This window comes from Acinetobacter sichuanensis, from assembly GCF_003024515.2.
Classification (GTDB): domain Bacteria; phylum Pseudomonadota; class Gammaproteobacteria; order Pseudomonadales; family Moraxellaceae; genus Acinetobacter; species Acinetobacter sichuanensis.
In genome coordinates this window covers 19,590-43,716 of record NZ_PYIX02000018.1, presented here as the reverse complement: position 1 = coordinate 43,716, position 24,127 = coordinate 19,590, and the positions used below count along the sequence as shown (strand labels likewise).

22 protein-coding genes, 1 pseudogene and 1 riboswitch are annotated in these 24,127 nt (G+C 38.1%); of the genes and pseudogenes, 8 read left to right on the top strand and 15 right to left on the bottom strand.

Annotated features, from left to right (window positions below; all coding sequences use genetic code 11):
- Window positions 1–2 precede the first annotated feature (2 nt).
- From C9E89_RS11745 to gacA, 3 genes and pseudogenes are all read right to left on the bottom strand, one after another.
- Window positions 3–1,341, bottom strand: a pseudogene (locus tag C9E89_RS11745) (sigma-54-dependent transcriptional regulator).
- A 17-nt stretch (window positions 1,342–1,358) separates the two neighbouring features.
- Window positions 1,359–2,936, bottom strand: coding sequence for a sensor histidine kinase (locus C9E89_RS11740; protein ID WP_107008531.1), 1,578 nt, complete (start codon window positions 2,934–2,936; stop codon window positions 1,359–1,361).
- Between the two features lie 22 nt (window positions 2,937–2,958).
- Window positions 2,959–3,594: a response regulator transcription factor GacA gene (gene gacA / locus C9E89_RS11735; protein WP_107008530.1), complete on the bottom strand. Its 636-nt coding sequence runs from the start codon at window positions 3,592–3,594 to the stop codon at window positions 2,959–2,961.
- Between the two features lie 255 nt (window positions 3,595–3,849).
- Here gacA and C9E89_RS11730 point away from each other — a divergent pair, with 255 nt between their 5' ends.
- The gene (locus tag C9E89_RS11730; RefSeq protein ID WP_373431887.1) at window positions 3,850–4,893 is read left to right on the top strand and encodes a serine hydrolase family protein; all 1,044 of its coding nucleotides are present in this window, start codon (window positions 3,850–3,852) and stop codon (window positions 4,891–4,893) included.
- Between the two features lie 104 nt (window positions 4,894–4,997).
- Window positions 4,998–5,765, top strand: a complete 768-nt coding sequence (locus C9E89_RS11725; protein ID WP_107008528.1) for a hypothetical protein — start codon at window positions 4,998–5,000, stop codon at window positions 5,763–5,765.
- A gap of 107 nt (window positions 5,766–5,872) precedes the next feature.
- On the opposite strand, the gene thrC is transcribed toward C9E89_RS11725, so the two are convergent.
- From thrC to xerD, 4 genes are all read right to left on the bottom strand, one after another.
- Window positions 5,873–7,012, bottom strand: a complete 1,140-nt coding sequence (gene thrC, locus C9E89_RS11720; protein WP_107008527.1) for a threonine synthase — start codon at window positions 7,010–7,012, stop codon at window positions 5,873–5,875.
- A gap of 132 nt (window positions 7,013–7,144) precedes the next feature.
- On the bottom strand, window positions 7,145–8,449 hold the full coding sequence (locus C9E89_RS11715) for a homoserine dehydrogenase (RefSeq protein WP_107008526.1): 1,305 nt from the start codon (window positions 8,447–8,449) through the stop codon (window positions 7,145–7,147).
- Window positions 8,450–8,578: 129 nt separating this feature from the next.
- Window positions 8,579–9,388 carry a DsbC family protein gene (locus C9E89_RS11710; protein ID WP_107008525.1) on the bottom strand — a complete coding sequence of 270 codons (810 nt, stop codon included), beginning with the start codon at window positions 9,386–9,388 and terminating at the stop codon, window positions 8,579–8,581.
- Between the two features lie 121 nt (window positions 9,389–9,509).
- Window positions 9,510–10,427, bottom strand: a complete 918-nt coding sequence (gene xerD, locus C9E89_RS11705; RefSeq protein ID WP_107008524.1) for a site-specific tyrosine recombinase XerD — start codon at window positions 10,425–10,427, stop codon at window positions 9,510–9,512.
- Window positions 10,428–10,599: 172 nt separating this feature from the next.
- Between xerD and C9E89_RS11700 the strand changes: the two genes are divergently transcribed.
- The 6 genes from C9E89_RS11700 (at window position 10,600) to ftsW (ending at window position 16,229) form a co-directional block, all read left to right on the top strand.
- On the top strand, window positions 10,600–10,869 hold the full coding sequence (locus C9E89_RS11700) for a FeoA family protein (RefSeq protein WP_107008523.1): 270 nt from the start codon (window positions 10,600–10,602) through the stop codon (window positions 10,867–10,869).
- Window positions 10,866–12,725, top strand: a complete 1,860-nt coding sequence (feoB, locus tag C9E89_RS11695) for a ferrous iron transporter B (RefSeq protein WP_107008522.1) — start codon at window positions 10,866–10,868, stop codon at window positions 12,723–12,725. The genes C9E89_RS11700 and feoB overlap by 4 nt, the downstream gene beginning before the upstream one ends.
- A 30-nt stretch (window positions 12,726–12,755) precedes the next feature.
- Window positions 12,756–13,007, top strand: a complete 252-nt coding sequence (locus C9E89_RS11690; RefSeq protein WP_107008521.1) for a DUF6587 family protein — start codon at window positions 12,756–12,758, stop codon at window positions 13,005–13,007.
- A gap of 77 nt (window positions 13,008–13,084) precedes the next feature.
- Window positions 13,085–13,468, top strand: coding sequence for a hypothetical protein (locus tag C9E89_RS11685; protein WP_107008520.1), 384 nt, complete (start codon window positions 13,085–13,087; stop codon window positions 13,466–13,468).
- Between the two features lie 196 nt (window positions 13,469–13,664).
- Window positions 13,665–15,011 (top strand): UDP-N-acetylmuramoyl-L-alanine--D-glutamate ligase, encoded by a 1,347-nt coding sequence (gene murD / locus C9E89_RS11680; protein WP_107008519.1) that lies wholly within the window; start codon window positions 13,665–13,667, stop codon window positions 15,009–15,011.
- 21 nt (window positions 15,012–15,032) lie between these two features.
- Window positions 15,033–16,229 carry a putative lipid II flippase FtsW gene (gene ftsW, locus C9E89_RS11675; protein ID WP_107008518.1) on the top strand — a complete coding sequence of 399 codons (1,197 nt, stop codon included), beginning with the start codon at window positions 15,033–15,035 and terminating at the stop codon, window positions 16,227–16,229.
- Between the two features lie 39 nt (window positions 16,230–16,268).
- On the opposite strand, the gene C9E89_RS11670 is transcribed toward ftsW, so the two are convergent.
- The 8 genes from C9E89_RS11670 to C9E89_RS11635 form a co-directional block, all read right to left on the bottom strand.
- On the bottom strand, window positions 16,269–16,496 hold the full coding sequence (locus C9E89_RS11670; protein WP_107008561.1) for a zinc-ribbon domain-containing protein: 228 nt from the start codon (window positions 16,494–16,496) through the stop codon (window positions 16,269–16,271).
- Window positions 16,497–16,568: 72 nt separating this feature from the next.
- Window positions 16,569–17,489 (bottom strand): tRNA glutamyl-Q(34) synthetase GluQRS, encoded by a 921-nt coding sequence (gene gluQRS, locus C9E89_RS11665; protein WP_107008517.1) that lies wholly within the window; start codon window positions 17,487–17,489, stop codon window positions 16,569–16,571.
- Between the two features lie 3 nt (window positions 17,490–17,492).
- Window positions 17,493–18,020 (bottom strand): RNA polymerase-binding protein DksA, encoded by a 528-nt coding sequence (gene dksA, locus C9E89_RS11660; protein ID WP_107008516.1) that lies wholly within the window; start codon window positions 18,018–18,020, stop codon window positions 17,493–17,495.
- Window positions 18,021–18,228: 208 nt separating this feature from the next.
- Complete coding sequence (cpdA, locus tag C9E89_RS11655) at window positions 18,229–19,038, bottom strand: 3',5'-cyclic-AMP phosphodiesterase (RefSeq protein ID WP_107008515.1); 810 nt, start codon at window positions 19,036–19,038, stop codon at window positions 18,229–18,231.
- A gap of 10 nt (window positions 19,039–19,048) precedes the next feature.
- Window positions 19,049–19,669 carry an NUDIX domain-containing protein gene (locus C9E89_RS11650; protein ID WP_107008514.1) on the bottom strand — a complete coding sequence of 207 codons (621 nt, stop codon included), beginning with the start codon at window positions 19,667–19,669 and terminating at the stop codon, window positions 19,049–19,051.
- 79 nt (window positions 19,670–19,748) lie between these two features.
- A complete protein-coding gene (gene thiC, locus C9E89_RS11645) occupies window positions 19,749–21,635 on the bottom strand; it encodes a phosphomethylpyrimidine synthase ThiC (RefSeq protein ID WP_107008513.1) in 1,887 nt (628 codons plus the stop codon).
- A 141-nt stretch (window positions 21,636–21,776) separates the two neighbouring features.
- Window positions 21,777–21,886: riboswitch (TPP riboswitch) on the bottom strand.
- Window positions 21,887–21,996: 110 nt separating this feature from the next.
- Window positions 21,997–23,037: a hypothetical protein gene (locus C9E89_RS11640; protein ID WP_107008512.1), complete on the bottom strand. Its 1,041-nt coding sequence runs from the start codon at window positions 23,035–23,037 to the stop codon at window positions 21,997–21,999.
- A 60-nt stretch (window positions 23,038–23,097) separates the two neighbouring features.
- Window positions 23,098–24,123, bottom strand: a complete 1,026-nt coding sequence (locus tag C9E89_RS11635; protein WP_107008511.1) for a hypothetical protein — start codon at window positions 24,121–24,123, stop codon at window positions 23,098–23,100.
- Window positions 24,124–24,127: the final 4 nt, after the last annotated feature.

The following is a 24,127-nucleotide window of genomic DNA, read 5'->3' as shown; positions in this document are numbered from 1 at the left end:
CTTTAGTCTTCTTCGCTATCTAAACCAAACTTTTTTAAACGATAGCGCAAAGATCGAAAGGTCATACCAAGTTTTTTCGCAGCTAAAGTTCTATTCCAATGGGTTTGATTGAGAGCGTTTAGAAGAACCTCTTTTTCTACATTTTCTAAAAACTGCTCTAAACCTTCTGAAGGAATATTATTGGAAATGGGCTGCGTGGCTAAACGTGGCTCGATATTGATTTGTTCTTCAGTTTTCTCAACGTTAAAATTACGTTTCTGTGAATACTGAAGGTGTTCAATACCGATCACATGTTCATCACATAAGGTGATGGCACGTTCAATCATGTTGCGTAGTTCACGAACATTGCCTGCAAAAGGCTGCACTTGTAAAAAACGTTTTGCATCTTCATTTAAAACTTTACTTGGAATATCCCATTCCAAACAAATATTTTTAATAAAATGATGTGCCAAGATAAGAATATCTTTGCCACGTTCTCTTAAAGGTGGTAAGTGTAAGTCCATGACATGAATACGGAAAAATAAATCTTGACGAAATTTTCCTTGTTGTACACGTTCTTCTAAGTTTTGATTTGTTGCGCTAATAATCCGAAAATCCACATCAACTTCTTGATCACTGCCTAAAGGGCGAATTTTCTTTTCTTGTAACGCACGTAATAACTTGGTTTGAGTGGTCAACGAAAGTTCAGCAATCTCATCTAAAAATAAGCATCCACCATTTGCAGATTGGATTAAGCCTAATTTATCAGGTGTCGTTCCTGCACTTGTTGCGCTCACAGAACCAAATAATTCACGTTCGATTAATTCTTCAGAAATTGCCCCACAATTAATCGCGACAAATGCACTATCACTGCGGTTACTTAATTTATGAATTAAGTGGGCAACGACTTCTTTTCCTGTACCTGATTCACCAGAAATAAAAACAGGGGCTTGTGAGCGAGCTACTTTCTTGATGGTTTCTTTCAATTTCAACATTGGTTTAGATTCACCAATAAGAAGTTGATGCTCAAGCTGTAAATTATCTTCACTAAAATCAACTAAAGGCACCTGCCTTTAAGGAAGCAATCGCAATTTCCATATTTCCATAAGCGGTGAGTACCGCAATAGGAACTTTAGGATAATGCTGTGTAACATGTTTAACCAAGTCTAAACCACTTCCATCAGGAAGATTTAAATCGGTAATACATGCGTTGTATTTGTGTTCACTAAAGAACAATTTTGCCTGTTGTAGATGATGTGCAATATGTGTTTTGATCCCCATTCGTGCCAAAGTCATTTGCATTAGCACGCACAAGTCATGCTCATCGTCCACAAGTAGAACTAATGGTTGTCGTGTGGTCATATCCCCAATAACCTAAATTAAGTTTTAAATGGGCACTCTATTCGGAAGCATGCCCCTTGTTGTTTTTTCTGCTCTATGTAAATGAGCTTTGCTTGATTTGCTTCACAGATACTCTGCGATAAATATAAACCTAAACCTGTACCATTAATTTCAGTTGTAAAAAATGGTTGAAATAATTGCGCTAGGTTTTGATGTGTAATACCTTGACCGAAGTCTATCACATCAATAAACAGATGTTGAGCCTCAGTATGCACTAGAATTTGGATAAAATCAGCATCATGTGAATTATGTCTTATCGCATTACGAATGAGATTAATCAAAACTTGTCTTAACTGTGAATCATCAAACTGAATTACATAGTTTTGCGGCAGACTTAACGCAATTTTATTTTTTACATCTGCTAAGTCATTGATGAATAAATCTTTAAAAAATACTTCAAGTTGAATGTCTGATATGGTGGTTTTTTTATTTTTTGCCATATCTAAAGTTTGTTGAATAATATGGTTAATACGATGCGTCTGCTTTTGAATCATTTGATTGAGCATGAGGCGTTGCTCTTCATCAGCATCTAAATTTAACTCATTGGCTTGCGAAATTGCGGCAAGTGGGTTGCGAATTTCATGGGCAATACTCGCTGAAAGTTGCCCTAAAGACGCCAGTTTGAGCTGTTGTGCTTTTTGATTAATTTTCTGTGCATCTTCTAAAGTTAAAAGGCTTAAAGCTTGATGTGGAACGAGAAGCTTTTGTACACGAATATCAATCGTATAATGACTTTGTGCTGAGTCAAATTGAAAACGTTGCCCATCCTCTAAAGGTCGTTTTTGTAATAAATCAAATAACTCTTTTTGAAATTTGATCAATGAATATTGTTCATGTGAATAGGCATATAAAGGTGCAATTCCTAATAAAGAACATGCCGCAGGGTTGCATACCACAATGCGATAATTTTCGTCTAAAACCAAATAGCCGAGTTCAATTTGTTCTAAAATATAACGATTAATATTTTGTAATTTTAAAAGTTCTAAAGACTGTAGAGAATTAATCGTTTCTAAAACTCTAAAGCGTTGAATTGAAATTTGTCCTATGCCATACACAATAAAAAATAGAAAAGCCAAAAGGGCACTATTACTAATATTATTGAGATTAGAAATATCTAAAAAACTACCAACAAATTGTTGATAAATTACGGCAATGACTGAAATAAGAGTAACAATTAAAGCTTCATTTTTTTGCAGTAAAAAATTGGCTGAAAATACCATAATCACAAAAAGCAGACTAATCGAAAGATTTGGTCCACCTAAGGAAAAGGTTAAAGTACTTAAAAATAAAATATCAACAATAAAAATAGCAAAGAGCTGCTGTGCAATAAATTGATGGATAAATCTGAGAGCAAGTAACTGGATTAGACTCATCACAGCAAAAATAATTAAGCTGTCAAAATACAATTTGCTATGTAGATAATTGAGTCCATTATGTTCAGATGTGAACAAAAAAATGCTGATGAGACAGAAAGATAAAGTGAGTCTATAAACTGAATATAATGTGCCTAAACGGTAAATGGTTTGTTGAAGTGAGTTTGCTACCGCAGGCCACATAGTATTCATTTTTATGCCAAATTTATGGTTTGATTAAACCATAGCGTATTGCTAAATGGGTTAATTTAACATCGCTATCAATGCCTAACTTTTCAAAAATACGATAACGATAAGTATTGACCGTTTTGACACTAACAAAAAGTTTATCAGAAATTTCTTGTGCGCTAATACAATTGACAACCATCATCGCCACTTGCATTTCACGTTCAGATAAAGCATCGAAAGGAGAGCTTTGGTTGTCCGACAAATAAGAACTTGCAAGTTGTTCGGCAATATCAGCACTAAAATATTTACCACCTTGCATCACTTTATTAATTGCACGAACCATTTCAGAGATCGGGGCACCTTTCGTGATATAACCACGCGCACCTGCTTTTAATAATAAAGAAGGATAAGGTTCTTCTGCTAAACCACTCACAGCTAATACTTTAGTGTCAGGGGCGGTCTGTAATAAACGACGTGTTGTTTCAACGCCACCAATACCGGGCATATTAACATCAAGTAAAACAATATTAGGGTGTTGTTGGCGGACAATGGCGATGGCTTCTTCACCTGATTCAGCTTGACCAATGACTTGAATATCAGCTTGATCTTCAAGCATACGACAAATGCCCGTACGTACTAATTCATGGTCATCTACCACTAAAACCGTGATCACTAAGACCTCCTTATATTTTCAAAAAAGCAACTTTTTTGTTACACAAAGCAAAAAGTACTTGCAATGTCATAACAAAATTAGCAATGCTATTCGTAATCTTTCTTAAACTTTTATGCACAATGACGTAGCTAATTTGATTATTCAATATTAGTCATGTTTGAGTATAAATGTAAGTCATAATTGAGGTAATTAGCAATAGTGCAAAAAGCCTCCCTGAATGAGTAAGTTACCGTGATAAAGTCAAAAAAAACGTTAATGCATGCCCTGTCTGCAGCAGTGCTACTCAGTTTGAGTTCGGCAAGCTTTGCAGATCTTGTAAATGTTTCAGGGGGGACACAACATGCTTCTATGAGCTGGTCAGCCGATGATGCGAGCCAGTTACTCAATGGCGATATGTCAGTCAGTGAAGATGACGACGAACCATCTCCACCAGGTTCTGTGACCTATTTATCTGCGCCACCAACTAAAACATATACAACAACGACAACAGCCGCAGCACCAATTCAGCAATCTGTTCAAATTTCAGATACTAACCGATATTTAAACCAGCCTTCTGTAAGCGCACGCGCTGCTTTGGTCATGGATGCAAATACTGGTGAGGTGCTTTATAGTAAAAATACCAATACTGCTTTACCTATCGCGTCTATTACCAAGTTAATGACGGCTGTGGTCACAGCAGATGCTCGTTTAAATATGTCTGAAGACATTATGTTGCAATCAATTGATTTTGCTGGAGCTGGTGGTAAAAATTCAAGCTCAACTCTAAAAGTTGGCGATACCATGAACCGTGCAGAGATGTTATTGGTTGCATTAATGAAATCTGAAAATCCAGCAGCAGCCGCTTTAGCACGGACTTATCCAGGTGGACGACCTGCCTTTGTTGCTGCAATGAATGCAAAAGCACGTCAATTAGGAATGAGTTCAACTTATTATACCGAGTCTACAGGTTTAGACCCGCATAACATTTCTTCAGCACGTGATTTAGGAATTTTAGTGAGTGCTGCATCTCAGTATGGTTTGATTCGTCAATTTTCTACTACAGCACATTATGACTTTAATCTTGGTTATCGTATTTTAAAATCCAACAATACCAATGCAATGGTGCGTAATGGTGGTTGGAACATTAATATTTCAAAAACAGGTTATATTAATGAAGCAGGGCGTTGTGTTGTAATGCACACGACAGTAAATAACCGTCCTGCCGTTGTCGTGTTATTGGGTGCAAGCACTTCGCAATCTCGTACTAACGATGCAACCAATCTATTAAATTGGGTGAGTAATTTACCAAAACGTATCTAATAAATATGATGTGAAAATAACCCTTCCATTGTGAAGGGTTTCTTATATTGGTCAATAATAACGAAGAAAAAACAATCAGGAAAACAATAATCAGGAAAACAACAATGACGACTTATGTGATTCGTGAAAACAGCTTCTTTTATGATGATAGCTATGATGCTTATGAAGGCTCTAGAATTGCCAGTTATTTTACAGATCGTGCAGCAGCAGAGGCAGAATATAAACGACTGGAAATTGAGGCGACACGCTATATTATTTTGTGGAATCAAGAAACTTTATGGAATGCACAAGAAGCCTTTGAACCTGAATTAAAACTTTTAAAAGAGTTGGATGCTTTTGTTTTTTCTTGCTGTGGGCAACATTTTTTAGAAGATGGTAGAGTAAAAATAGAATTACCTGAAAATATGCAAGATGATGATATTTTTGAATTTGTACAGCGAGCAGGGATTCAAAAATACGAAATTTTTGAGTTTGAAGAAGAATCGATGTTTTATGCGATTTGGTTAAATTATGAAGAAGAATGGGTACAGAATGAAAGAGAGACAGGAACTTATCTTATTTATGGAATAAGTGAGGAAGCTATATGGCAGGAAGCGAATTGTGGTTATTGTATTAATAATCCAGAAGATTTTATTTTTAATGGTCAACTTGAATGTATAAGTGATGCGCCTATTTTATTACATTCAGTTTTACAGCAGCGAAAATCTATTCAATATGATGAAAAAAACCAAAAAATAACAATAGGTAAGTATAATATTGATGATATTTTAGCGATTAATCCATTGCTAAAAAAACCAATTTTTGAAGTAAAAGCATTGTCTTTACAACAAGTGTTAGAGATTGAAAAAAAAAATTGCATAGTAGGAATATGAACAATGGGAAGCCGAATATCGTGCTCGATTAGCAAAAAACAATCCACCACTTGAGAGTTAAAATAAAAAACCTGCACTTGGCAGGTTTTTTTACATCTATTCAAATTTTACATATTTGAAAGAATAGAATCACGAACTTGGTTAAGCTCAGCATCAATAGATAACATGACTGCATCAGCACATTGTTTGATTGCAGTATCAGGGTCTTTTAAGCCGTTACCTGTTACAGTACATACGATCACAGAACCTTCAGCAATTTTACCTGCTTTAATGTCACGGATCGCACCACCGATAGACGCTGCAGAAGCAGGTTCAACAAATACACCTTCATACATAGAAAGTAAACGTTGCGCTTCTAAAATTTCAGCATCTGTTAACTCATCAAACCAGCCATTTGAATCACGAACGACTGCTTTAGCATGGTTAAAGCTTTGTGGATTACCGATACGAATTGCAGTAGCAACAGTTTCAGGGTTTTCTACAGGACCGCCACGTAAGAATGGTGCAGCGCCAGATGCTTGGTAACCGACCATGATTGGGCGACCTTCTGGGTTTGGACCTGTAAATTTGTCAGTTTCAGCGTCATAAACCACTTGCTCAAACTCTTCTGCTGGCTGGTCAGCAACTGCTTCGGTATAACCCATCCAGTGTGCAGTGATGTTCCCTGCGTTACCAACTGGCAAGCAGTGATAATCAGGTGCACGACCCAAAGCTTCTACGATTTCGTAAGCAATGGTTTTTTGACCTTGTAAACGGTAAGGGTTGATTGAGTTTACAATTGTTACAGGTGCTTGGTCTGCAACTTCTTTAACAAGACGCATACCATCATCGAAGTTACCATGAATTTGTAAAGTCACAGCACCATACATCATTGATTGCGCCATTTTACCCATCGCAATTTTGCCTTCTGGGATTAAAACAAACGCTTTGATGCCTGCACGTGCAGCATAAGCAGCAGCAGCAGCAGAGGTATTACCTGTAGATGCACAGATGATTGCTTTAGAGCCTTCTTCTACAGCTTTTGTTACAGCCATGGTCATACCACGGTCTTTAAATGAACCAGTCGGGTTTAAGCCCTCATACTTCACATAAATTTCAACATTTTTACCAATAAGACGTGGGATATTGTCTAATTTAATGAGTGGAGTATTCCCTTCATTTAAAGAGATAGCACGTGTAGTTTTAGATACTGGTAAGCGGTCACGATAGCGATCAACAAGTCCTGTATAGCGATTTGCATTAGACATGAGGGTGTTCCAAGTGTTATGTAGAGCAAATAGAGATATTTGTTAATTGTCCTAAGATCGGCATATTCAATGAATTGAGTTGCATGATCACTCCTCTTCAAATCAGAGGAGTTTAGGACAATTTAAACCCGATTAGTTATCAAGCAATTCTAAACGAATTCGTACGATTTCGCCATGAATCACAGGTAAAGCTTGAATTTGAGATAAAGCTTCGTTCATTTTTGATTCAACGACTGGATCAGTTAAAATCACAATAGGAATCAAATCTTTTAAGCGCGGTTGCTGCATGATGGCATCAATACTGATCCCTGCACGGCTGAGAATAGTCGTCACATCAGCAAGTACGCCTGTTTGGTCTTCAGCATTGATACGGATATAGTAACCCGTTGTCATTTCATCACTTTCTAAAATTGGAAGGTCTGAAAGTGCCTCAAATGCCAACTGTGGAATAGTTCCTGCACCATCTTCTGTATAAATAATGTCACGAACAATATCAACCACGTCAGCAATGACCGCAGATGCAGTAGGACCCGCACCCGCACCCGCGCCATAATACAATGTTGGACCAACGGCATTGGCTTGTACCAAGACAGCGTTTTTCACACCATTTACATTGGCGATTAATTCTTCTTCAGGAATTAAGGTTGGGTGAACACGCAGTTCAATGCCTTTTGCTGAACGGCGAGCAATACCTAAATGTTTAATACGATAGCCAAGCTCTTCAGCATATTTGACATCTTGTGCTGTGATTTTGGTAATACCTTCGGTATACACTTTGTCAAATTGTAATGGAATACCAAATGCACAAGACGCAAGAATAGTCAGTTTATGTGCAGCATCGATTCCTTCAACATCAAATGTTGGATCTGCTTCAGCATAACCGAGCTCTTGTGCTTCTTTAAGTACATCATCAAATGCACGACCTTTTTCACTCATTTCAGTCAGAATGAAGTTGCCTGTACCGTTAATAATGCCTGCGAGCCAGTCAATTTTGTTGGCTGCCAAACCTTCACGAATCACTTTGATAATTGGAATACCGCCAGCAACCGCAGCTTCATATGCGATTTGTACATGATGGTCATCGGCTGCTTTAAATAGCTCATTACCATGTTCAGCAAGCAAGGCTTTGTTGGCAGTGACCACTTGTTTGCCATGTTTGATGGCTTCCATAATCACTTCATAAGCAGGATGAATGCCACCCATGACTTCCACAACAACATCGACATCAGGTTGACGAACGATATCAAGGAGATCTGAGCTTTGTTTGACACTCGCAGGTAAATTTAGATCTGGACGTGGGCGACGTGTTCCCACATAGGTAATTTCAATTTCACGACCGGTGCGACGTCTAATTTCAGCAGCGTTTTCTTGTAATAGTTTAAGGGCACCACCACCTACGGTTCCAAGACCGAGTATTGCCAGACGTACTGGTTTCACGTCACACTCCAAAATATATAAAAAATTTTATTCGCATTAGATCATAGCTAAAAAATGCGCCAGACTCTAGAGGCTGACGCATCTTTATATTTTTCTATAAAAAATAGTAAATTAACTTATAAATATTGGTTATTTAAGGCGTGCAACAAGCTCTTCAGCAGTCATATATGCACCAATATGTTCACCATTTGCATTATAAATTGCAGGTGTACCATTTACGCCCATTTTTAAACCTAACTCATATTGAGCGCGAACAGGGTTTTTACAGCTTGCAGGTGGAAGCTGTGTACCTGAAATTGCTTGATCAAAGGCGGTTTGACGGTCTGCACTACACCACACACTTTCCATTGCAGGCATAAATTGCTCGCCACGTGGCCATGCGATATAACGTACTTCTATACCTTTGGCAGTAATTGCAGGAATTTGCTCATGTAGTTTATGGCAATACGGACAACTTGCATCAGTAAATACGTAAATGACATGTTTGGTTTTACCTTGAGCAGGGTAGACCAATAAGTCTTCAGTTTTTAATTGTGTTAAATATTTTTTATTTTCTTCTGCTTGAAGCGAGTCACCAATGCTGCTGAGCTCTTTATCACCCAAACGAATCACATCACCTTGAATAAGGTATTTGCCATCACCTGTAGCATAGACAGAACTCATGCCTTCTAAACTCACCCAATATAAATTCGGCATTTCAGTTGGTTTTACATCTAAAATTTTAGCATTAATATTTGCTTTTTTTAGATGTCCTTGCAATGTCTGAATAAGTCGTTGCTGCGCATTACGTTCAGTCAAATTTGATGCTTCGCCCGTCGCAGGTGCAGTCGCTGTCAAAGTATCATCTTTTTTAGTGTCGGGAGATTTTGAGCAAGCACTGAGTGCAAGTCCACTCGCAAGCATACAAGCAATCATCAATTTTGAACGTTTTAATTGCATAAATAACTCTTTGTGTTTTTCAGCTTTATTGTGAGCAAATAAGCATAGCAAAAAAATCGGGGCAGTTCGTTAAAACTTGATTAAGGGATGAAAATTAACGACATTGGCATTTCATCTTTGATTAGGCTCTAGGATGATATTGTTGATGTAATTGTTGCATACGAACTTGTGCCACATGGGTATAAATTTGTGTAGTAGACAAATCACTATGTCCTAGCAACATTTGAACTACGCGTAGGTCTGCACCATGATTGATGAGGTGCGTAGCAAAAGCATGTCTTAATGTATGTGGAGATAATTCTATTTGAATATTGGCTTGTAAGGCATAACGTTTAATAGCATACCAAAAGTTTTGTCGACTCATGATGCCGCCATGTTGGGTTAAAAATAAATAATCTGTACTACTTTTATAAAGCTGAGAGCGTGCTTCATTGAGGTATTGTTCCACCCATTCACAGGCAACTTGTCCTAAGGGAACTAAACGTTCTTTATTGCCTTTACCTACAATGCGTAAATAACCTTGTTTTAAATTGATTAAATCTAGGCGTAAATTGAGTAGTTCTGATACACGTAGACCACAAGCATAGAGTACCTCTAACATAGCACGATCACGCAAACCCAATGCTGTTGTTAGATCAGGGGCTTGCAGTAAATCTTCTATATCTTGTTCTGATAAATCTTTAGGGAGTGCACGACCAATTTTTGGGGTTTTATGCGCGACCATAGGGTTGTCTAAGCGAATTTTTTGTTCACGTAAAAATTTATAAAAAGAACGCAGTGCAGATAAACTACGGGCAATGGAACGGGGGCTTTTACCTTGTTTGGTCAGTGTAATCATAACATCTGAAATATCATCATGTGACCATGTTGGCAGATATTGCGTAGAACATTCACTGCATTGAATGAGATCTGACAAATACGCATTACGCGTATGTGGGCTGACTGTTTGTGCGATTAAATAGTCTTTATAACCATTTAAAAAGCTAAGTGATTCAGGAATCGTAACAGCCGTAGGAATACGAGGTTTTTTATTGAGCATAATGAACAGAAAACTGTAAAATTTTAATCTATTTTTAAAATGTAGACTAAAACAATAAATAAGTCGAATCAGATAAAGTGGATGAGAATTGTAATCAAACCTTACTTGGTAATTATTCTCATTTGTATGTATAATCGACACAAATACCGTTTCTTTTTTAGGGTCAGTTGCAGTGCGTTTGTCAGAATTGAAAGTGAAGCAGACTGCTATTATTACTAAAGTTAATCGAACATTAGCTGATAATTCAGGTCAACCCGATCTCGTAGCGAGTCGTTTAGAAACCTTAGGTTTTGTACCTGGTACAACGGTGCAGGTTATTACCAAAGGTATTTTTGGTGGCGATCCGATTTTAATTCAAGTTGGATTTACCCGTTTTGCATTACGTAAAATAGAAGCTGCTCGTATTGAAATTCAGCAAGAAATGCAAGGAGCTTCCGCATGAGCGAAACTTTAAGAGTCGCTTTAGTCGGAAATCCTAACTGCGGTAAAACATCACTTTTCAATCATTTAACAGGGACACGCCAAAAAGTTGCCAACTATGCAGGTGTTACTGTTGAGCGTAAGGTTGGTTCATTTACTTTAGCATCTGGACGTGCTGTTCGTGTTTTAGATTTGCCTGGTGCTTATAGTTTAGATGCTACAAGTCCAGATGAAGCGATTACACGTGATGTGGTCTTGGGAAAAATTGCTGAAGAGCAAGATCAACATGCATTCTTATGTGTGGTTGATGCAACAAACTTAAAATTACATTTAGGTTTAGTGCTTGAAATTATTGCTCAAGGGAAGCCAATTCTTTTAGTGCTTAACATGATGGATGAAGCACGTCGTCGTGGCATGCAAATTAATACTGAAAAATTATCACAGCGTTTAGGTGTTCCTATCGTGGAAACCGTCGCAGTGCGTAATGCAGGTATTGAAAACCTCATGGGAGCGTTAGATCAGGAAAAATTCCGTACACCGAATTTTGAGTTAAGTGATGTGATTTTGACAGGTTCAAATCATGACAAAGTTTCTCAAATTTTAAGAGATGTGGTGATTTTTGTTGATCAAGAAGATAAACGTACTGACTTCCTCGATAAAATATTCTTGCATCCTATTTTAGGTTTAGCGAGCTTAGCCTTGATGATGTTCGTGGTTTTCCAAGCTGTTTTTGCTTGGGCGGAACCGATTATGACCCGAATAGAAGATAGTTTTGCATGGCTCGGTGAGTTTGTTGGGCAATTTATTTCTCATCCCTTGCTCAATAGTTTGGTGGTGGACGGCATTATTGCAGGTGCTGGTGGTGTAGTGGTGTTCTTACCACAAATCTTGATCTTATTCTTTTTTATTCTGGTGCTTGAAGAATCTGGTTATTTACCACGTGCTGCATTTCTGCTTGATAAACTCATGTTTAAAGCGGGCTTAAGTGGTCGTTCATTTATTCCTTTGCTGTCTAGTTTTGCCTGTGCTGTACCTGGGATTATGGCGACACGAAGCATTAGTGATCCACGAGATCGTTTGACCACGATTTTTGTGGCACCACTGATGACCTGTTCGGCACGGTTGCCTGTATACGCTCTACTGATTGCTGCGTTTATTCCATCACAAACGGTATGGGGCTTTTTAAATTTACAAGGTTTGGTGCTGTTTGGTTTGTATATGTCAGGCATTGTCAGTGCCCTGATCGTTGCAACGGTATTGAAGTTCTTCCAAAAAGATAAATCAGAACATGCGTTATTGATGGAACTACCAAGTTATCGTATTCCTGATATTAAAAGTGTTTGGATTGGCTTACTTGACCGTGCCAAAATTTTCTTAAAACGTGTGGGCGGCATTATTTTTGCCTTATCAATTTTGTTATGGTTCTTGTGTACGTTCCCACAACCGCCAGAAGGTGGCACTTTACCAGCGATCGATTATTCTTTTGCAGGTATGTTAGGACATTTGATGCAACCGATTTTTGCACCACTGGGTTTTAACTGGCAAATTTGTATCGCTCTTATTCCTGCGATGGCAGCACGTGAAGTTCTCGTTGCATCTTTAGGTGTAGTTTATGCACTATCTGCAACGGATGAAGATGCCGTAACTCAAGGCTTATCGCAGATCATCAGCCAAGGTGATTTAAGTTGGTCATTGGCAACAGGTTTATCTTTATTGGTTTGGTTTATCTATGCACCGCATTGCCTAGCAACTTTAGCAACTGTAAAACGTGAAACAGGCTCATGGAAAACAGTTGCAGGTATGACAGCATATTTATTTGGTTTGGCTTACTTGATGTCTTTTCTGACCTACCAAATTGCAACTCATTATTTTGGTTGATAAGACCTCACAAAACTTAAGGAGTTTGAGATGGTTGAAGTATTGATTATTACAGCATTAGTGATTTGGAGTGCGATCTTTGTTTTTAAGAAGGTTTTTCCAAAATCAGCGTATTCGGTATTTTCAAAACTGGCTCAGTTGTGTCGATCGCGTGGCTGGAATGGTCTAGCAAAATGGTTACAACCTGCGATGGTTGCAGGCTGTGGCGGTGGATGTGGTTGTTCAACTGATACATCTGAAGCACCGAAAAAAGTTGAAGTCCAAGCCGTAAAATGGAAATAAAAACTTAAAATATATCGAAAGCCATTCTAATATTAGGGTGGCTTTTTTTTATGGGCTAAATAAAAATGAAAAATAAAATGCGAAAAGTGAGTGTCAAAGAAAATGTGTATTTTTACAAGGTGATTTCAGGGTATTGCGATGATGATCGGGCGATTGCCATTTTAGAAATTTATTTAGAAGGTTATCGTCATACACCTTATGTGATTAATTTTCATTGTCGTGGTGATTTTTATGGGGGTATTCCACTTTCTGAAGGGGTTTTATTATTTAATACACAAACGCATCTGACTGAGTTGGTAAATTTACATCGTCCTTATTTTGTACGGCTTTGTATTTTAAAAGCTTTAGAGGAGGAGTGGGATGCCTCAACAAGGCAAGTGAATGATTTTGGGATGCAATTTTTAACGGAGTTAAATTTAGATATAGCACCGATTACGCCGAAAGCACTTCAACATAAATAAAAAATAAAGCGATTTAAACATATTGATTTGTGATGCAGGCAGATCGATGCTGAACAGGTCTGATTCAATAAAATATGACAGTTTTTTTACGCACTGACACAAAAAATCATAGATAAAGTGAAAACATAAAAAGCTTTCAAATCTGCAAAGTGCTAACATTTTGCAAGTTTCAAAATTTACTCTGAGTGGGACAAAAATGTTAATTCAACGTGGTGGCTTAAAAGTCGTTGCTGGTCTAGGTATTTCGGGTGTTTCAGCAGTTAATTTTTTACATGAAAAAGGCTACCGCGTTGCAGTAACGGATTCACGTGAGGTTCCACCAGGGCACGATCAAATCCCGACAGATGTACAAACCAGTTTTGGACAATTTGACCAAGATTTATTATTGCAAGCTGACGAAATTATTATCAGTCCAGGATTAGACCCTAAGCTGTCAGAAATTCAAGCTGCGATTGCCAAAGGCATTCCTGTGGTCAGTGAAATTCAAATCTTACGCCGTGCAACTGATAAGCCGATTATGGCAATTACAGGCTCAAATGCGAAAAGCACTGTGACGACTTTGATGGGTTTAATGGCACAAGATGCAGGTGTAAAAGCTGCGATTGGTGGGAATCTTGGTCGTCCAGCTTTAGATTTAACACATGATGATCCAGATCTTTATATTTTAGAACTGTCGAGTTTTCAGCTTGAAACTACATCAAATTTAAATGCAGAAGTCGCTGTTGTCCTCAATATGAGTGAAGATCATTTAGATCGTCATGGTGATATGGCAGGTTATCATGCAGCAAAACATCGTATTTTTCAGGGCGTGAAAAAAGTGGTTCATAACCGTGATGATTCTCTCACACGTCCGCTTGTACCCGATGTAACACCGATGCAAAGTTTTGGTTTGAATGCACCTGATTTAAATCAGTATGGTGTTTTACGTGAAGATGATGGCACCATTTGGTTGGCGCGTGGTCGTGAACGTTTGTTGAAAAGTTCTGAGATGTATATTCAGGGGACTCATAATGTTGCTAATGCGTTGGCTTGTCTAGCTTTAGGTGAGGCGATTGGCTTGCCTATGGATAAAATGTTAGAGACGTTAAAAACGTTTAAAGGTCTTGAGCATCGCTGCGAGTTTGTCAAAGAGGTCAATGCTGTACGTTATTATAATGATTCTAAAGGCACTAATATTGGTGCGACTTTAGCTGCATTAGATGGTTTAGGCGCTGCAATTGAGGCACAAGGTGGCAAAGTTGCCATCATTTTGGGTGGTCAGGGTAAAGGACAAGATTTCACTGCATTACGTGATTCATTACAAAAGTATGCCAAAGTTGCAGTGTTGATTGGTGAAGATCGCTCGATCATCGAAAAAGCCATTGAAGGCACAACAACGTTATTACACGCCGCATCTTTGCAAGAAGCTGTTGCATTATGTCAGCACAATACGCAGCCTAATGATGTGGTGTTATTATCTCCTGCTTGTGCGAGTTTTGATATGTTTACAGGTTATCCTCAGCGTGGTCATCACTTCGTTGAATATGTAAATGCTTTAAACTAAAAGAATCATAAGGAAATAAGTATGGCTGGGTTTGCTCAGACAACGGTCAGTAAGATTAACCAAATGCTTGAACGCTGGATGCCAAAAATTCCAGCAGAAATTACGCCACGTAATGTCCTCATTTTCTGTGTAATTTCCTTATTGTGTTTAGGTACAGTGATGGTGGCTTCGGCTTCTATGCCTTATGCAGAGCGTATGCATGAAGCACCATTTCACTATGTCATTCGGCATACGATATCTATCATTGTTGCTGCTGTGGCTGCATTTTGTGTGTATAAGGTTTCTCTCAATATATGGTTTAAAAATACCTTTCCACTCTGGTTGATTACCATTGCACTTTTGCTGGCTGTTTTATTGGTCGGGCGAGAGGTGAATGGTTCAACACGTTGGATTAGTGTTGGTGGTTTTAGTTTGCAAGCCACAGAAATTGCTAAAGTGATGATGGCAATTTTTACCGCAGATTATGTGGTACGACGTGCCGAAGAAGTCCGAAGTAATATCAAAGGTTTGGTACGCCTAGGCGTGATTATGCTACTGACAGTAGGACTCATTATTGCTGAGCCAGATTTAGGCGCAACAGTCGTTATTGCGGTTTCTATGTTAGGTGTGTTCTTTCTTGCAGGAGCACCTTTAATTCAATTTGGTATTGCATTTGGGGCGATTTTAGCTGCATTTGTATTTTTAATTGTATTTGAACCTTATCGTTATGAACGGTTAATGTCTTTTTCTAATCCATGGGCAGATCCACTTGGAACAGGTTACCAACTTTCAAATGCACTGATGGCTTTTGGGCGTGGTGAATGGACAGGTGTAGGCTTAGGGCACAGTATTCAAAAAATGTCTTATTTACCTGAAGCACATACTGACTTTATGTTAGCAATTTTAGGTGAAGAGTTTGGCTTTTTTGGTATTGCGACAGTCTTAATTTTATCTTTTGGGATGTTATTTTGCTGTATTCGTATTGCTCATCGTGCTTTAAAACATCAATACTTACGTGCAGGTTATCTCGCATATGGCATTAGTATCATTTTCTTATTACAGATTTTGGTTAATGCAGGTATGAACATGGGAATGTTGCCTACTAAAGGTTTAACCCTGCCTTTTATTAGTTATGGTGGTTCATCGCTCATTATGTGCGCTGTAATGATCAGCTTAATTTTGAAAATTGATGCAACAACTCAGCAAGCGAACCCTGCAAGAGAACAATCTAGTTTTTAAAAAGCTTTTTGTTTACTGATTTTTTCACTGAAAATGGTGCTATGAATGATGTTCTAGCACCATTTTTGGCATATGTGTACCACAATTTAAGCAAACAACGGCACTTTCTTTGGGTTTGGAAATGGGAAATAATGAAATAAAAAAGACAGAAAAATAACGTCGTTGAACTTTGATTTCATATGCACTACGTGTTTTACAAACAGGACATAAAAATTGTCCTTGATCACTTTTTATAGTTTTTGCTGAAATTCCAAGAATAAAAAACATAATCATTCTTTTCCATAAAAAGAAAAAATTAGATTTAAATATAAACTATTTTATTGAAAATATGACGAAGCTTTATTGAAAGATCCCTTGAATCTCAGTACCCGTAGGAATGCGCTGAACTTGCCATTGTGCGACAGCTTGAGCGAGCATCTTGTGAGGGGAGTCAAGGTCTACAGCAGCCTGCCCAAGTGCTGCAATTGCTTGCTTAAGCAATTGAGAAGCATTGTTAGGGTCAAGCGCCTGTGCCAGATTTTGCTTAGAGAGTTTTTGCCCTTGATCATTCATGGCAAGAGGAAGATGCATATATGTTAATTCAGGATAGCCAAGTAATCGACCAAGCCAGATTTGACGTTCAGTGTTATCCAGTAGATCTGCACCACGCACCACATGAGTTATGCCTTGCAAATAATCATCTACAACCACAGCCAATTGATAATTAATGATGCCATCACGGCGTTTTAAGACAAAATCACCTAAATCCATTTGCAGATTAGAACAGTGTTGACCTTGAAGACGATCTTGAAAACAAATGGTTTCATCTGCTACTTTGACGCGAATGGCTTGTTGATGAAAGTCTAAGTTTTTTTCTCGACAAGTCCCTGTATAGATATGATTTGAACCTAAGATTTTACGGGTACATTCACAAGCATAGACTAATTTTTTTTGTCTTAGCTGTTCAATGACAGATTCATAATATTCTAAACGGTCTTTTTGATAAATGATTTCAACATCAGATTCAAATTCAAATGCATCTAAGCATTGCAGAATATGTTGTTCACTATTGGGATAGATTCGAGGAATATCGGTGTCTTCGATCCGTACAATCCAGCGACCATGTTGAGCTTTAGCATCACAATAACTCGCAACTGCGGTAATCAAAGACCCAAAATGCAAAGGACCGGTTGGCGATGGCGCGAACCGACCTAAATGCACCTGCCTTTTATCCCCCTCCTTTTCAAAAGGAGGGGTTAGGGGAGGATTATGCAATAACATGAATTAACCGTTATTCTGCTTCTCTTTGATCTCTGCAAGTGTTTTACAGTCGATACATAAAGTTGCTGTTGGACGTGCTTCTAAGCGACGCAAGCCAATTTCAATACCACAAGTTTCACAGAAACCGTAATCATCATTTTTAATCGCTTCAATTGACTGCTCAATTTTACGAATCAATTTACGTTCACGATCACGAGTACGTAGTTCAATTGCGAACTCTTCCTCTTGAGTAGCACGGTCGTTGACATCAGGTAGAGAAGAAGACTCATCTTGCATCGTATTTAAAGTACGATCCACTTCAGACATTAACTCTGCTTTCCATGCAAGTAGAATCTTGCGGAAATGCTCAAGTTGCCCCTCAGACATGTATTCTTCATTTTTTTTCGGCTGATAAGGCTCAATACCAAAAAGACTAGCAGTGCTGCCACCCTCAGTCGCTTTTGGCTTGGTTTTACGTACACGTTTTACAGACTTGTCGTCCAAAGCGTCAATTTGCTCGTCCAAGATTTGGTTTTGGTTGTCATTCGCCATAAAGGGCATTCCTCATCATATACGTATGGTTTATACGTAAAAAATATGGTGATATGCAAGTATTTTTATCGCTACCGATAGAATGCTGCTATCGGGGGTCGTCATCATATAGACTTTTTCCCAAAGATGAAAGCAGTGAATTTTTCAATTTTGCTTTCAAACTTTTTCTAAGGGCAATAACTTAATGCAAAAAAAACAAAATGAAAAGCTAATAACCTGAAATTTCTTTATTTATTGTCGGTATATATCCTTCTAAACGGTAAATCGATGTTTCAAATTGCCCATCTGATTTTAAATGTAAATAACGGTAACCAGGTGCAGCCTCATCTAAAGCAAAATCTTCACTTAAAGGTTTAAACTGAGCACAAGTTGCGGGTGTAGATAAAAATTCAGTTTCTTGCCAAAGTGTATTTGATTCTTGATGTACATGACCAAATAAAACGATTTTAATATTCTTAAATTTGGCTAATACATCGGTTAATTGGTCTGTATTTTTAAGTTTATGCTGATCAATCCATTTTGATTTCATCGCAAAAGGATGATGGTGGCATGCTAAAAGCACAAACTTATCTTGTATTGAATATAACAATTCTTCTAAAAGCTGCAACTGTTCTGTTTGAATCCAACCATCTACCTGATTTGGAACAGCACTATTGAGCAAAATTAAGCGCCAAGGATCAAGGTCAATGACCGCAGGTACAAGTGCAGAAGCTGCAAATGGAAAATATTCTAAATGATCATGATTGCCTGGAATTTGAAAAAATGGAATATTCAAACGCTGCATATAAGCTTGATAGCGTTGATAAGTTGTTGGATTTGCCTCTTGTGCAACATCGCCTGTATGTATGATTGTATCAATCTGTGAGTGCTGTTGTTGAATTTGTGCAATGACTTGATGAAAGTTTTGCTCAGGATTAATCCCAATAAAACCATCATTTGGGTCAGTCATCAAATGTGTATCTGAGATTTGAATCAAAATATGATCTTTGGGCTTTGAGATAACGTGATGCATTGACATGTCTACCTCCTTATCCAATTTTGAGCGCTAAGAGATGTTGTTTAAGCCATTGTAAAGCGATGATAATTGCTGCATTACATAGGCGTCCACTCTGTAATAATTCGTCCAATGCCGCATAATCAAAAATATGCAATTGGATATTTTCTCCTTCATCAGGCATACCAAAAACACCACCTGTTTCAGGCAGTATTGCTTGAGCTGTATAAAGATGAAAAATTTCATCACATGCGCCCGCTGAAGGGTAAAAACTAAAGATATGTTGTAGATCGTTTAATTCACAGCCTGACTCTTCAAGGCTTTCTCTTTTTATACATGTTTCAGGGGATTCATCACCATCAAGTACACCTGCAATAATTTCAAGTTGCCAAGGTGAAACAGGGTCATCCATTGCACCAATACGAAATTGTTCAATTAAAGCGAATTTTTTTTGTTGGTCGTTATAAATGAGAACACCAGCAGCCTCTTTACGTTGAATTAATTCTCGCTGAATTGTTGGTGTATATTCAGTTTGATTAAACAAACGATGACGCAAGCTGACTTTTTCTACACGCAAAAAACCAGAGTAGAGTGTTTCACGAGATTGTATTTCAACATCTTGATGCGAATAGGTTGCGTGTTTAGTTATATTCATGAATGCGGAGGGTTAGGATGAAACATGTTCATTCCATCCTAACGGAGAATTGTTCAAAGACAAATCATTTTTTGCCTGTTTAAACTTTATGGTACAACTTTTGCCCATGTTCCTGATAAGCGGTTTTCATTGCATTCAGACCAGCCTCAACTTTATTGTTGTTTGACTTATCATTTTGTTGATTTTGTGCATAATCTCGCACATTTTGGGTGATTTTCATCGAGCAGAATTTTGGACCACACATTGAACAAAAGTGAGCAGATTTATGTGCTTCTTTCGGCATAGTTTCATCATGCATAGAACGTGCAGTGTCAGGGTCTAAACTCAAATTAAACTGATCTTCCCAACGGAACTCGAAACGTGCCTTAGATAAAGCATTGTCACGCACCTGCGCACCCGGATGACCTTTGGCAAGGTCGGCTGCATGTGCCGCAATTTTATAAGTGATGATGCCATCTTTCACATCTTTCTTATTCGGCAAGCCTAAGTGTTCTTTTGGTGTCACATAGCAGAGCATTGCTGTGCCATACCAACCAATCATGGCTGCACCAATTGCTGAAGTGATGTGATCATAACCCGGTGCAATATCCGTTGTGAGTGGACCGAGTGTATAGAAAGGCGCTTCCTGACAGACTTCAAGTTGCAAGTCCATATTTTCCTTCACCATGTGCATAGGCACATGCCCCGGACCTTCAATCATGACCTGTACATCATGTTTCCAAGCACGATGCGTCAGCTCACCTAAAGTACGCAGCTCTGAAAATTGAGCTTCATCATTGGCATCTTGGATACAACCTGGACGTAAACCATCGCCCAGACTGAACGATACGTCATAAGCTTTCATGATTTCACAGATTTCATCAAAATGCGTATAAAGGAAGTTTTCTTCATGGTGCGCCAAGCACCACTGCGCCATGATTGAACCGCCACGTGACACGATGCCTGTTAAACGATTCGCTGTCATTGGGACATAACGCAGCAATACGCCTGCATGAATAGTAAAGTAGTCTACGCCTTGCTCAGCTTGTTCAATCAGCGTGTCTTTGAAAATTTCCCAAGTCAGGTCTTCTGCTACACCATCGACTTTTTCCAAAGCTTGATAAATCGGTACTGTACCAATCGGTACAGGTGAGTTACGGATAATCCATTCACGGGTTTCATGAATGTTTTTACCTGTAGACAAATCCATGATGGTGTCTGCGCCCCAACGGGTTGCCCATGTCATTTTTGACACTTCTTCATCAATAGATGAACCAAGCGCAGAGTTACCAATATTGGCATTAATTTTCACCAGGAAATTACGTCCAATAATCATTGGTTCGCATTCAGGGTGGTTAATGTTGGCAGGAATAATGGCACGACCTTCGGCAACTTCTTTACGCACAAACTCAGGCGTGATTTCCATGAGGTTACGTGCGCCAAAATTTTGTCCTGCATGCTGACGCATATCCACGCCTTCACGCTGACGCTGATTTTCACGAATCGCGATGTATTCCATTTCAGGAGTAATAATGCCTTGTTTGGCATAGTGCATTTGCGAGACGTTCTGACCTGTTTTAGCACGACGAGGTTTTTGAATGTGGGCAAAACGGATATTGGCTGTGCGGATATCTTTAAGGCGTTCCTGACCAAAAGCAGAAGTTAAGGTATCGAGGCGTTCTGTATCTGCACGTTCCTCAATCCATGTTTCACGGACATTGGGTAAACCTTTATTCAGGTCAATCTGTACATTTGGGTCGGTATATACGCCTGAAGTGTCATAGACCATGATTGGTGGATTTTTCTCACCACCTAAACCTGTTGGGGTATCGGTCAGCTCAATTTCACGCATTGGAACTTGAATGTCAGGGCGTGAACCTTGGATATAGACTTTTTTAGATGCAGGTAAAATACGAGTCAGATCTTTGGCTTCTTGCTCATGTTGTGCAAGTTGATCAACAGGGGATAGATTCGTTAATTGGTTCATTGCAATGATCCTTATGAATGACATCAACGAATCAAGCACGACCAAAAACAGTGGCAGTCACCTCTATTTTTTGGCTGTAATTTACATTTATGTGTGTAAATTCAGGTATTTCTACAAAAATAGCGCAACTTTAGGCTGCAGTTTTCAGATGGGCTTGATTCCTACGCAGGTTTTAACCTGATCAGGTTCAACGGTACTCATCTTCATTAGATGATCTCAGCGAGGGATTACTCGCGCTCCGTCAAGCGATGCCACGATACTAACATGATCATCAGAAAATAGCTGATATGTTGTATAATTTTTATCTTTATTTTAAAAGTTGTGACCTTAAAAGATAAATTAAAAAGATAAAAGAAGAGCTTTAACTTTTGTTTAAAATCGCATCAACTTCAGTTTCCACCTGTTTTTGTAAAACTTGTCGTTGCTCACGAATATCTTTTTGTTCAGCAGAATCATACTCAGCCTCATCTTCTGAGGATTTAGGAAGTTGTTGCCACTGTGCTTCACTAGATGTAATTAAATTTAAAAAAGCTTGTGCTGTTTTATGACTGGCAGAGTCACTTGCTGCAAGTTTACGAATTGCTTTTAAAGCATCTTGATCTGCAATTTTGTCATGATCAAACCAAAGTGTACGGGTATTTTCATGCCCATGAAATAAATCATTTTTATAGTTTTTAATGAGTTCGGCAACTTGACTTTGATAATGTGCTTTTGGATAGTTTTTGAGATAACTTTCCCAAAATATTAACCGATTTTTAACCTCATCAAAACTAATAGCCAATCCTGCATCTAAAATATAATCAGAGCCTGTGTATTCTTTACGGAGCTGTTTAAAATAGACTTGATCTGCTTTTTCAAGATGCGGCACAAAAAGATCGATATAGTATTGAGGATGTTGTACAACCGTATATTCACCTTCACCTAGATAATATTTTTCTAAATATAAAGCTTTGGCATGATCAACTAAGTACTGCTCCTCAGGTTTTAGTTCCGCATATAACGCTTTTTTGGCTTGGGCTGTTAATTCTTCATGATCACCTGTTGAATTGGTCATGTATTGATAGAATTCAATAGAAGATTTTTCTAGTAAATTTTGATAAACCTGTTCACTGTCTTTGATCCATTGATAACGTTTTTCCAAAGGTACTTCAGCAATACACAGTTGCAGTAAATGATTGAGATCTGAAAGTTTTTTGGGTGAAGATTTGTTTGCTAAGGCTTTGATTTTTAAGTCAACACTTTGGCATTTTGCTTTTAATTTTTTCTGTGCATCATTTTCCACTGCTTTGAGTGTTTCAGCATTTTTGCTTTGAGTATTTTGTGGATTGGTATCACTTTTTTGACAAGCGATGAGTAAGCAACTTATGGTCAATAAACCAATTAAACGCAGTTTACTTTTCATTTTTTATCTTCCATTTGCGTTTAAAAAAAGATGTGATAGGCGCATTTTGCTCTGCTTACATCAGGGATTTTTTTTACAAAGAGCACCAGTATGACAATCGATTTCATAATTTGATGGTGTCAATTTGAGTAATTTGATCAGCGATTCATGTTGTTTGTCATAATCTTGGTCACCAATCGTGGCATAATTTTTTGCAGTATAATCGAGGAAAATACGTGCTTTTTCCGCAATTTTTGAATGAGGTTGTTTGGCTAACCATTTTAAAGCAGGTAGCACTTCTTCACTTTCAACTACGTAGTGACCATTTGAAAAACCAAAAGTATCACTATTATCTGAACCCATGAAGCTGAGATATTCATATTCATGAAATAAATTTTTTGCATCTTGATTGAAGCGACTATTTGGGTACTTTTCAAGATATTTTTCCCAAAATAAAGCACGTTCTACTAAGGTTTGCCAAGGAATACTAATAGCGGCATCGGAATACAAAATATCGCTATTGTCTTGTGCCATGCGACGAATAAAAACTGCTTCTGCTTCAGGTAGATAAGATGCAAAAAGATCAGCAACATAAAGTGGGTGGCGTTTAAGGTCAAAATAACCCTCACCAATATCTAAAAATTGAATATATTCTTTGCCAATTTGATCCATTAGATATTGATCACGTTTAGGTAATGTTTTCTTAATACTTTCAGCGGTGTTATAACCTAAGTCTTGTGCATTTTCGGGATAAAATTTTGCATAACCATAGGCATTTAGCCCTGTTAAAGAATCATCACCTGAAGTTGTCGTTAAAAAGCGTGCATACATCTTGTCCGTCGTTTCTAATAATGTATAAAGTTGCGCATGATTGAGTGTTTTTATGCACTTTTTTAAGACGAAATTAGCAGAAGAAAGTTGTTGGATTGAACTTTTTTGATCAATTTTAGACAAAATTTCTTGAGTATCCGTGAGGCAATCCGCTGTTGTTTCAATAATCGGTTTAGCTTTAGTTTGCGTTTGTGTATTTTGTTGAGGTGAGCTTGTATTTTGATTGCAAGCCGCTAAGGTAAAACAACTCAAAAATAAAAAAAGCATTTTTTTCATAGAA